4 protein-coding genes and 5 pseudogenes are annotated in these 11,700 nt (G+C 56.8%); 7 read left to right on the forward strand and 2 right to left on the reverse strand.

What is annotated here, in order from left to right; all coding sequences use genetic code 11:
* Positions 1-250 precede the first annotated feature (250 nt).
* Both CAter10_RS14095 and CAter10_RS14100 read left to right on the forward strand, forming a co-directional pair.
* A pseudogene (locus tag CAter10_RS14095) lies at positions 251-1,350 on the forward strand (porin).
* A 281-nt stretch (positions 1,351-1,631) separates the two neighbouring features.
* Positions 1,632-2,159, forward strand: coding sequence for a cytochrome b (locus CAter10_RS14100; protein WP_061533897.1), 528 nt, complete (start codon positions 1,632-1,634; stop codon positions 2,157-2,159).
* 93 nt (positions 2,160-2,252) lie between these two features.
* Here the strand turns inward: CAter10_RS14100 and CAter10_RS14105 are convergent.
* Positions 2,253-4,210, reverse strand: a pseudogene (locus CAter10_RS14105) (glucokinase).
* Between the two features lie 114 nt (positions 4,211-4,324).
* Positions 4,325-5,799 (reverse strand): annotated as a pseudogene (gene zwf, locus CAter10_RS14110) (glucose-6-phosphate dehydrogenase).
* A 339-nt stretch (positions 5,800-6,138) separates the two neighbouring features.
* On the opposite strand from zwf, the gene CAter10_RS14115 reads away from it, so the two are divergent.
* The 5 genes and pseudogenes from CAter10_RS14115 to tal all read left to right on the forward strand — a co-directional run bounded on the left by CAter10_RS14115 (position 6,139) and on the right by tal (position 11,686).
* Positions 6,139-7,392 carry an ABC transporter substrate-binding protein gene (locus CAter10_RS14115; protein ID WP_061533898.1) on the forward strand — a complete coding sequence of 418 codons (1,254 nt, stop codon included), beginning with the start codon at positions 6,139-6,141 and terminating at the stop codon, positions 7,390-7,392.
* Between the two features lie 181 nt (positions 7,393-7,573).
* A pseudogene (locus CAter10_RS14120) lies at positions 7,574-8,526 on the forward strand (carbohydrate ABC transporter permease).
* Entirely contained in the window at positions 8,516-9,409 is an 894-nt protein-coding gene (locus CAter10_RS14125) for a carbohydrate ABC transporter permease (RefSeq protein ID WP_061533899.1), read from the forward strand. The pseudogene CAter10_RS14120 and the gene CAter10_RS14125 overlap by 11 nt, the downstream one beginning before the upstream one ends.
* Positions 9,410-9,477: 68 nt before the next feature.
* Positions 9,478-10,623: an ABC transporter ATP-binding protein gene (locus CAter10_RS14130; protein WP_061533900.1), complete on the forward strand. Its 1,146-nt coding sequence runs from the start codon at positions 9,478-9,480 to the stop codon at positions 10,621-10,623.
* 128 nt (positions 10,624-10,751) lie between these two features.
* Positions 10,752-11,686: pseudogene (gene tal / locus CAter10_RS14135) on the forward strand (transaldolase).
* Positions 11,687-11,700: the final 14 nt, after the last annotated feature.

Genomic DNA, 11,700 nt, shown 5'->3' on the forward strand with positions numbered 1-11,700 from the left:
CTTTGCTAGCAAACCACCTGCCATAACTACTACAAACACGTATAGAAAATCTACCAGTGCTGTAAATTAGCAACAGAAATATAGTAAAACTACACAAATAAAACAAAAAAGTCACAAACAGGTTTACCATCATCAACAACAAAGAAATCGGCAATACAACAAGTAATTACGAAAGTCCGGTTCAAGAATTTCGAGCTACCAAAGACTCGGAAAGCAGTGGTCAACGCCACATTTTTACTTAGGAGATGAAATGAGAAAAACAGTTTTGAAAGCCATGCCGTTGGCAAAACCACTCGCGGTTGCAGCTGTTCTGGCTTGCGCCTTCGCTAGCCAAGCCCAAGCGCAAACCAACGTGACCATCTATGGTCGCGTTGACGCCGGCATCAACTACCAAAGCAATCAAAACGGCGGCAAAGACGCAAACGGCAACACCATTCGTGGCGGCCAATGGGGCGTCGGCGGCAATGAATGGGGCACCAGCATGTTCGGTATCAAGGGTACCGAAGATCTGGGCGGCGGTTTGAAAGCAATTTTCACTTTGGAAAACGGTTTTGACGCCAGCAATGGCCGCGTCAATGGCGGTTCAGGCTTGTGGACTCGTCGTTCGTGGGTTGGTCTGACCGGCGGTTTCGGTACGATCAAGGCTGGTCGCGACCTGACTCTGCCAAGCGATATCGTCTGGAGCCTGGATCCAACCGGCCAACAGGCACTGGGTTCGGCAACATTGGTTAACGGACGCAACTGGCCACAAACCAGCAATCAAGTCCAATACATCACACCTAACATGGGCGGCTTTGTAGCCCAAGGCGCATACGGCGCCGGCGAACAAGCCGGCTCGGCCAAGAAAGGCAACAGCGGCGGTCTGGCACTGGCTTTCATCCAGCCGAACTATGAATTGCGTGCGATGTATGACGTTGCAAACGATCCAGCAAACGGCCAGTACGACTCGCTGTGGCAATACTCGAAGGAGTTGACAGTCGGCGGTACAGCCACTTTCAACAACCTGAAACTGTTTGCTGCTTACCAGAACCTGTCGGCGCCAGCAGTCCTGACCGGCCGGACAAGGCAAACCACTTCTGGCTCGGCGCGAACTACCAGCTGACACCAGCCCTGACACTGATCGGCGCGGCATATCACGTCAAACTGAATCATGACAGCGGCAGCGCCAACCTGTTCATGGTCGGCTCCAACTACAGTCTGTCGAAGCGCACTCTGCTGTACGTCAGCGTCGGTACGCTGCGTAACGGTTCGCAAACCGACTTCCAAGTTGAAACCGGCGGCCCTAACGGCAACGGTCTGACTGGACAGAACCAAACTGCGTTCTACACTGGTATCAGCCACTCGTTCTAAAGATAGCAAGCACTGATGGGCGCGCCGCTTGAGCTCGGCGCGTCAGTCGGTCTTGTTAAGTACTATGTTGTGCTTGCTGCGTGAGTGGCATTAGTGAGAGACGTCCCTGGGTAACTCCCAGATTTTGCCCATTCGCGTGCGAATGGGCATTTTTTATGGCGCGCCGTTTGCAATCACACCCCGCAATCGCGCATATCCCAGACGAACGCTGGCGAACAACGTTGTTTTTGCTGTACCCCTGTGACAGAATCGCAGGATTCAAACCCATACCGGCTGAAAAAATGGTCCGACTTTCTTCCCAAGAACGATTTTCCCGGCCAGCGGTCTGGCTTCACTGGGCCATTTTCCTGCTGGTTGCCTTGGCCTACCTGGCGATCGAGATACGCGGCCCCAAGGGGAGCGAATCACGTGCATTCTGGTCTGCCACCCACTTCTGGGCCGGCTTTGGCGTACTGATACTATCCGTCGTGCGCGTCGCGTGGCGTAGCTACCAAACCCCGCCGCCGCCTGAACCTGACCTGCCGTTCCTGCAGTTTCTCTCGAAGGCCGCGCATCTACTGCTCTACATCTTCATCATCGCGCAACCGATACTCGGCATCCTGACAATCAACTTCGGCGGACATCCAGTCACTTTGGCCGGACTGGGGTCGTTCACCATCGTCGGCCCCGATCATGATCTAAGTAAACTCATGAAGCAAATCCACGAAACGCTGGGCAATATCTTCTATTGGGTGATCGGCCTGCACGCGCTGGCCGCACTCTGGCATCACTTCGTCAAGCGCGACAATACCTTGCGCCGGATGTTCTGATTGCATCGCCGATACGGGCAGGATTGAAATGAGAAAGGGCGCCAAAGCGCCCTTTCCGTTTTAACGGCCTAAACCTAAATGGCCAAAAACCGCCTACTTGATATGCGAAATCACATTCGGCGACAAAGTCACCTCATGATCGCCATGCGCCGAGCGCTCCGCCTTGCTGCCGTCTTCAGCCGTGATCTTGTCACTGGCCGACTCACCGTGCAACGAAGCGATGTGGGTCAGGATGCCGCGTTTCGCCTGGCGCTGCAATTCCGCAAACGGGCTGGAGCGGTTGAGTGAAACCCCCACCGCCAGCACGTCAATCAACAGCAGCAACAGAATTCGCGACACCATCGGGATGTGCATCATGCTGCTTTCGTCGTGCTCGACCGCCAGCGTGTAGTGAGCGCGCTTGGCCAACTGCGAATTACTCGGCGCCAGTGCAATGATGGTGGCGCCGGAATGGACCGCCACCTCAACCGCAGGCGCCAGATGGCGCAAGCGCCCGGAATTCGAGATGACCACCACGACGTCGCTGCTCTTCAGCATGGCAGCGGATACTTCCTGCAGTTGCGGATCGGTATAGGCTGATGAAGGAATGCCTAGCCGGAAGAATTTTGCTGCGCATCTTCCGCCACCAGGCCGCAACTGCCGAAACCGTAGAACTCGATGCGGCTGGCCTGGCTCAATACCTCGATCACGCGCGACAACGTATCGGCATTGAGGTTGTCGCGCACTTCCATCATCGCCGATATGGTGTTGTCAACGACCTTGACGCCGACATCCAACGACGAATCGCCAACGTGTACCTGACTGTGGGTTACCGGCACGGTGCCGGTAACACCGGAAGCCAGCTTCAATTTAAAATCGGCCAAACCCTGGCATCCCATGGTGCGGCAGAAACGAATCACCGTCGGCTGACTGACGTCGGCACGCCGCGCGATCTCCGAAATCGGTTCGCTCATTACGACGCGCGGATGTGCGAGGATCAAGCTGGCAACCTTTTGCTCGGCCGGTGAAAACTGATCGCGCGCCTTGCGAATTCTTTCCAGGATAGGCACCGCATTGCCGCCACCAAGATGCTCGGAGAGAATCGCCGCGACACCAACAAAGGCCGGATACGGCGCGGTGATCACGAAGGTCGGAATTTTGGCAAGATAGCTGCCGAAACGCCCCTTGCTCTCAAAACGGGCGCGGAATGGCGACCGGGCAAAATACTCGCCCAGGCGAGGCACAACGCCGCCGCCGATGTACAAACCGCCCAGCGTTCCCAGCGTGACCGCGACATCGGCTGCGACCGTTCCCAGCATCGCGCAAAAACACTCAACCACTTCCATGCACAAAGGATCATCGCCCTGCATGGCGCGTTCGACGATTTGCGCGGTGTGCAACGGCTCCGGCTTGGCAATTCCCTTCAGATCGGCCAAGGCCTGATAAATCATTTCGATACCGGGACCGGACACCAGACGCTCCGCCGACACATGTGAATAGGTGCGCCAGCAAAAAGCCAGCACCGCCGCTTCGCGCGCATCACCCGGAGCAAAAGTGACGTGACCGCCTTCGCTGCCCAACGCAATCCAGCGTCCTTCAGTAGGAATCAAGCCGCCGACGCCGAGACCCGTGCCGGCGCCGACCAGGCCGATCACGCTCCCGCTGAGCGCCCTACCGCCACCGACCTGAACGCAATGCGATTGCTCCAGATGCGGCAATGACATAGACAGAGCCGTAAAGTCGTTGACCACCAGCAAGGTATCCAGATTCAGGCGTCGCCGGGTTGTCTCAATCGAAAATTCCCAATGGTGATTGGTCATCTTGATATCGTCGCCCTGCACCGGATTGGCAATCGCAATCGCGGCGTGGCGCACCGGCGGACGGCCGCTGGCGGTCAGGTAGGCTTCGACCGCCAGCGCGAATTCGGCATAATCGGCGCAGCGCAAGGTCTGGATCGTATCGATCTGTCCCGGTGCGCGTTCCAGCGCAAAACGGGCATTGGTGCCGCCTACGTCTGCGAGCAGGCGCGGACCATCCAGATAGCTAGTTGCTGAATTCTCACTAGCGTTCATGATCGTGGATGAAGACATGGTGTAAAACTTTCACTTGAATACAGTTAGTAGGATAGGCTCCGGCGATTGACCTGGCCATGCCTTGCTTCTCAAAAATCTCAAATACCGGACTGCTCAGCGGTCTTCCGGCCATTGCGCTCCGGCCCGCTCCATCATCGCAAACGATGCGGTCGGCCCCCAGCTTCCTGCCATATAAGGTTTCGGCGGCGTCGACGTCGCCTGCAGTGGCGCAATAGCGGCTCGACCCAGCGCCAAGCAGCCTCTTGTTCGTCACGCCGGACAAATAACGACAAATTGCCGCGTATCGCATCCAGCAGCAGGCGTTCATAGGCCTCCGCCCGACGCTGCTTGAAGGCCTGGTCAAACGCCAGGTCAAGCGCAACCGGTTGCACCGTCATGCCGTCGCCGGGCTGCTTGGCCAGGCAATGCAATTGGATCGATTCATCCGGCTGCAAACGGATCACCAGGCGATTGCTGCTGCTTCCCGACTGACCGAACGGCATCGGCAGAATGGCGTGAGGAATCGGCCGAAAAGTGATCACGATTTCGGCGGTACGCTGCGCCAGACGCTTGCCAGTGCGCAAGAAAAATGGCACGCCGGCCCAGCGCCAGTTGTTGATCTCGGCATGCAGCGCGACAAAGGTCTCGGTCTGCGACTGCTCGGAAACGCCGGCTTCCTGGCGGTAGGCGACAACCGACTTGCCGTCGACGGCGCCCGACACATACTGGCCGCGCACCGCCCTGAGCTCCATGTCTTCGGCCGAAAACGGCTTCAGCGCGCGCAGCACGCGCAATTTCTCGTCGCGCACGGCATTCGCATCCAGCGAAGTCGGCGGCTCCATGGCCACCATGCACAGCAATTGCAGCAGATGGTTCTGCACCATGTCGCGCATGGCGCCGGTGCCATCGTAGAATTCGCCGCGCCCCTCGACGCCAATCTGCTCGGCAATCGTAAGTTGCACATGCGCCACCGATTCGCGCCGCCAGAGCGGCTCAAACAACGAATTGGCAAAGCGCAAGGCCAGCAGGTTCTGCACAGCTTCCTTGCCGAGATAATGGTCGATGCGATAAATCTGGTCTTCGGCAAATACGCGCGCCACCGCATCGTTGATCGCATGCGAAGACAGCAGATCATGGCCGAGCGGTTTCTCCAGCACTACGCGCGCCTGTGACAAATCGATGTTGCTTGCGGCAAGATTGGCGCAAATCGGCTCGAATAACGAAGGCGAGGTCGCCAGGTAAAACACCGAGACCGCCTTGCTGGCCGCCAGTGCACTGGCCAAAGCCTGATAGCCGGCGGCATCAAGCAGATCCATCGGCAAATAATTGATGCGCGCCAGGAAGCTTTGCCAGAGCGCTTCGTCCGCCTGGCCCACAATTCCGCCCTTGACATAGTGAATAGCACTTTTGCTGACCCAGGCCAGGTAATCATCGCGGCTGAAATCCTGTTTGGCGACGCAAATGATCCGGCCGTCCTGATGCAGTTTCCCTTCACGATGCGCAACAAACAACGCAGGAAGAATCTTCCGCATCGACAAGTCGCCGGTTGCGCCAAACAACGTAAAGGTGAAAGGAATATGTGGAGGCATCAAAATTTTGTAATAAATAAAAAACTTATATTGCAATATTAATGTAGCATTACTACAATTACAAGCGGCGAAGGGATCAAAACCTTCATATTTACAGTGAAATCCAAGATAACATGTAGTTTTACTAGTTTTCACATGATACACAGGAGCGATGGGGGACGTGCGTCGCTTAGCAATTTCCCTCGGCTACGGTGCAATAACAGTTGCAACAGCATCGCAGCGGGTTTGAAAGCTGAAGTAGGAAGGTAGAAGTCCGGCAGGCCGGCAAATGCATCATGTTGCCGGCCACCATCAAGAAGCGTTTTCATCACAGGCAATTTCTCAACACAGGAGACAAGAATGAAACTGAGTCAAATAATAAAATCGGTATTCGCAACCACTGCATTGCTGTCCAGCGCTGCGGCAGTCCACGCCGCTGAAGTTGAAGTGCTTCACTACTGGACTTCCGGCGGCGAAGCGAAATCGGTCGCCGAACTGAAGAAGATCATGGAAGCCAAAGGCGTTACCTGGAAAGACTTCGCCGTCGCCGGCGGTGCCGGTGAAAACGCCACGACTGCATTGAAAGCCCGCGTCATCGCCGGCAGCCCTCCGACAGCGGCCCAGATCAAGGGTCCATCGATTCAGGAATGGGGCCAAGAAGGCGTGCTGGCGAATATCGATGCTGCCGCTACCGCAGGTAAGTGGGATTCGTTGCTGCCTAAAGTCGTTTCCAACACCATGAAGTACCAAGGTCACTACGTCGCTGCGCCGGTCAACGTGCACCGCGTCAACTGGCTCTGGATCAACCCGGAAGTCCTGAAAAAAGCCGGCGCAAAAGTGCCGACCAACTGGCCTGAATTCTTCGACGCAGCGGACAAGATCCAGAAAGCCGGCTTCGTTGCTATCGCTCACGGTGGCCAACCTTGGCAAGATGCGACCGTATTTGAAACCGTGGCGCTGGGCGTCGGCGGTGCCGACTTCTACAACAAGGCCCTAGTCAAGCTCGATCCAGCCACCCTGACCAGCCCAACCATGATCAAGACCTTCGATACATTGGGCAAGATCAAGGGCTACATCGACAAGAACGCTGCAGGCCGCGACTGGAACCTGGCGACCGCCATGGTCATCAACGGCAAGGCCGGCATGCAGTTCATGGGCGACTGGGCCAAGGGCGAGTTCACTGCCGCTGGCAAGGTACCGGGCAAGGATTTCCTGTGCGTAGCAGCGCCTGGCACCGACAAATCGTATACCTATAACATCGACTCGATCGCCATGTTCAAGGTCAAGAACCCTGATTCGCAAAAAGCGCAGCTGACGCTGGCAACCGCGATCATGAGCCCGGAATTCCAGGAAATCTTCAATCTGAACAAGGGTTCGATCCCGGTTCGCCCTGATATCCCGCGCACAAAATTCGACAGCTGCGCCATCAAGTCTATGGATGACATGGCGGCTTCCAGCAAGGCTGGCACGCTGGAGCCAAGCATGGCGCACGGCATGGCTGTCAATTCGGCAGTGCAAGGCGCGATTCTTGACGTGGTATCCAAGTTCATGAATTCGAACATGACCTCGCAGGCCGCAGTTCAAGCGCTGGCAAAGGCAGCGAAGACGCAATAAGCTGGTCGTAGCTTATCTATATCATTTGTTTAAATAGCGTAATGAGAGCAGGGGCCGAAGGGAGTAAGATCAACTTCGGCGCCCGCCGCGTCTGGCAACAGCTGCGGTGCCACAATGCAACGATTGCGGCACCGCAGCTTCTCTCGCCACACCGGCTCTGATCCTGCTTCAGGAGACTTGCATGTCCGATCACACCCTCCCCTATACAGCAGCCGCTGTCGGGAGTCCAAGCCACACGCCCAAGCAGCAAGGGCGAATTGCGGCAATCGCCGATGCCTGGCTGCCACGCCTGGTATTGTCACCCACTATCATCCTGTCACTGGTCTTCGTATACGGCTTCATCGGCGTCACCGCCTGGCTGTCGCTGACCAATTCACGGATGCTGCCGAATTACGAAATTTCCGGCTTCAATCAATATGTCGAGCTGTTTGGCCTGGATCGCTGGTGGGTTGCTGCCGCCAACCTGGGCATCTTCGGCGGCTTGTTTATCCTGTTCTGCCTGACCATCGGTCTCATCATGGCAATTCTTCTGGACCAGAAAATCCGGCGGAAGGTGCGCTGCGCGCGATCTACCTGTATCCGATGGCGTTGTCGTTCATCGTTACCGGCGCCGCCTGGAAATGGATCTTGAATCCTGGTCTCGGCCTGGAAAAGATGATGCACGACTGGGGCTTCGCCAATTTCCATTTCGATTGGCTGGTGAATTCCGATTTCTCGATCTATACCGTGGTGATCGCCGGCGTCTGGCAGTCATCCGGCTTCGTGATGGCCTTGTTCCTGGCCGGCCTGCGCGGCATCGACGACAGCATCATCAAGGCTGCCATGGTTGATGGCGCCAGCCTGCCGACCATCTATCGCCGCATCGTCATTCCGGCGCTGCGCCCGGTATTCTTCAGCGTATTGCTGGTCTTGGCGCATATTGCCATCAAGAGCTTCGACTTGGTGATGGCCCTGACTGCAGGCGGTCCGGGCACCTCTTCGGACTTGCCGGCAATTTTCATGTATCAATTTTCTTTCTCACGTGGTCAGCTTGGATTGGGTGCGGCGTCGGCAATGATGATGTTGGCAACCGTACTGGCAGTGCTGGTGCCCATGATGTACCTGGAAACCAAAGGAGCACGCAATGGCCGCTGACAGCACTAGCAATACCATCTATAACGAAGGCAGCAAGCTGACCGCTGGTCGCGTGGTGATTTACGCGCTGCTGGTGCTGTGTGCGCTGTACTACCTGGCGCCGCTGTATGTCATGCTGAGCACTTCGGTGAAAACGCTGGATGAAATCCGCTCCGGTAATTTGCTGTCGCTGCCGATGTCGCCCACCGGCGCCGCCTGGAGCAAGGCCTGGAGCAATGCCTGTACCGGCGTTGATTGCAACGGCCTGCAGCCGTTCTTCTGGAACTCGATCAAGATGGCGGTGCCGGCGGTGCTGATTTCCACTCTGATCGGGTCACTCAACGGTTACGTGCTGGCGCACTGGCGTTTCCGCGGTTCCGAGATCCTGTTCACCGCGCTGATGGTCGGCTGCTTCATTCCGTTCCAGGTAGTGATCCTGCCGATGGCCCGTTTGCTGGGCTTGGTCGGCATGGCCAATACCACGCCCGGTCTGGTGTTTGTGCACGTGGTCTACGGCATTGCCTTCACCACTTTGTTCTTCCGTAACTATTATGTGACGGTGCCGGAAGAACTGGTCAAGGCAGCCCGCATCGACGGTGCTGGTTTCTTCATGACCTATCGCAAGATCATCTTCCCGCTGTCGCTGCCGATTTTCATGGTCTGCTTCATCTGGCAGTTCACGCAGATCTGGAATGATTTCCTGTTCGGCGTGGTATTCGGCGGTTCCGATGCCAAGCCGGTGACAGTGGCCCTGAACAATCTGGTGAACACCTCGACCGGCGTCACCGAATACAACGTCAACATGGCGGCCGCCATTATCGCCGCGCTGCCGACCTTGGTGGTGTATCTGCTGGCAGGAAAATATTTTGTGCGCGGGCTGACTGCGGGTGCGGTCAAAGGCTAAATTGAAGCGACTGGCCGCTGCCTTGGGCGCGGCCACGTGATGAATAAAATTTAAGGAATCAGTTAAAGATGGCAAGCTTATCAATTCGCAATGTGCGCAAGGTCTACCCGAACGGCAACGAAGTCTTGAAGGGTATCGATCTCGAAATCGAAGACGGCCAGTTCCTGATCCTGGTGGGCGGTTCCGGTTGCGGCAAATCGACCCTGCTGAACATGATCGCAGGGCTGGAAACAGTTTCCGAGGGGCAGGTCATGATTGGTGACCGTTGCGTCAACGACGTCGCGCCGAAAGAGCGCGACATCGCCATGGTGTTCCAGTCCTACGCGCTGTACCCGACCATGACAGTCCGTGAAAACATTTCGTTCGGCCTCGGCATCCGCAAGGTACCGAAAGCCGAGCAGCAAAAGATCGTCGACCGCGTCGCCACCACGCTGCAGATCACCCACCTGCTGGACCGCAAGCCGGCCCTGCTGTCGGGCGGCCAACGTCAGCGTGTCGCCATGGGCCGCGCTATCGCACGCGATCCTGCGCTGTTCCTGTTCGATGAACCGCTGTCCAACCTGGATGCCAAGCTGCGCGTCGAAATGCGCGCGGAAATCAAGCTGATGCATCAGCGTCTCGGCAGCACCATCGTCTACGTGACGCATGACCAGATCGAAGCGATGACGCTGGGCGACCGCATCGCCGTGATGAAGGATGGCGTCGTACAGCAGTTCGGCAGCCCACAGGAAATCTACGACAATCCGAGCAACCTGTTCGTAGCTGGCTTCATCGGCTCACCATCAATGAATTTCATGCGCGGCAACCTGGTGGCCAATGGCCATGGCCCGGCATTCGAGCTGGAACATGGCGGTCAGAAAACACTGTTGCCACTGGCCCCAGTGCAAGCGCAAAGCCCATCGATCGGCAGCTGGATCGGCAAGGAAGTGATCCTCGGCATCCGTCCGGAACACGTCACTGACGCCCAGAGCGCACGCATCTCGGACGCCAACGGCGCGCATGACGACTATCATCCGACCGAAGTCGGCTGCACCGTCGAACTGACCGAACCTACCGGCCCCGATACTCTGGTATTCACCACCTTCAACAATGCTCGCGTAACCTGCCGCACCCACCCGCGCGCAGCGGCCAAGCCGAAGGACCAGATGCAACTGGCGTTCGACCTGTCGAAGGCTGTACTGTTCGATGCCAAGACCGAAGAACGGATTGGCTAAACACCAACTCGACAACTTATAACGCTGCCCGGCGACGTTGGTGCTGCCAACAATGGCACGCACCGATAAATTGCGTAGAATGGCGGGAAGGCATTTCCGATTAACAGTTCCTGCTTTTCTACGCTGCCATGAACCAACTCGAACAACTCAAGCAATTCACCACCATCGTCGCGGACACCGGCGACTTCCAATCTATCAAGGCGTTCGCGCCACGCGACGCCACCACCAATCCGTCGCTCATCCTGAAGGCGGTGCAGAAACCCGAGTACGCGCCGTTACTGAGCCAGACTGTCAAGGAACATGCCGGCCTCGCCACCGGCGACATCATCGATCGCCTGCTAATTACTTTTGGCCAGGAAATCCTGAAAATCATTCCGGGCCGCGTCTCGACCGAAACCGATGCACGTCTGTCATTCGATACCCAAGGCACCATCGACAAGGGACATGCGCTGATCAAGCTGTATGAAGCCGCTGGCATCGACCGCGAGCGTGTGCTGATCAAGATCGCCTCGACCTGGGAAGGCATCCGCGCTGCCGAGGTCCTGCAAAAGGCCGGCGTACATTGCAACCTGACCTTGCTGTTTTCGCTGCCACAGGCGATTGCCTGCGCCGAAGCCAAGGTACAACTGATCTCGCCGTTTGTCGGCCGTATCTACGACTGGTACAAGAAATCGACCGGTCAGGAGTACACTGGCGCCGACGATCCCGGCGTGCAATCGGTCAAACAGATCTACAGCTACTTCCGCAAATACGGCTACGCCACCGAAGTGATGGGCGCCAGCTTCCGCAACACCTCGCAAATCATCGAACTGGCCGGCTGCGACCTGCTCACCATCAGCCCTGATTTGCTGCAGAAACTGGCTGAAAGCGATACGGCCGTTACCCGCAAACTGAGCCTGGAAGATGCGCAACAGAGTGATATCAAAAAATCAATCTCGACGAAACCACATTCCGCACCATGCTCAACGATGACGCGATGGCTACCGAAAAATTAGCCGAAGGAATCCGCCAGTTCAGCGCCGATGCGGTCAAGCTGGAGAAGATGGTCGACGCACTGCGCTAGAACCTGACTCACCA

Source organism: Collimonas arenae (genome assembly GCF_001584165.1).
Lineage (GTDB): Bacteria > Pseudomonadota > Gammaproteobacteria > Burkholderiales > Burkholderiaceae_D > Collimonas > Collimonas arenae.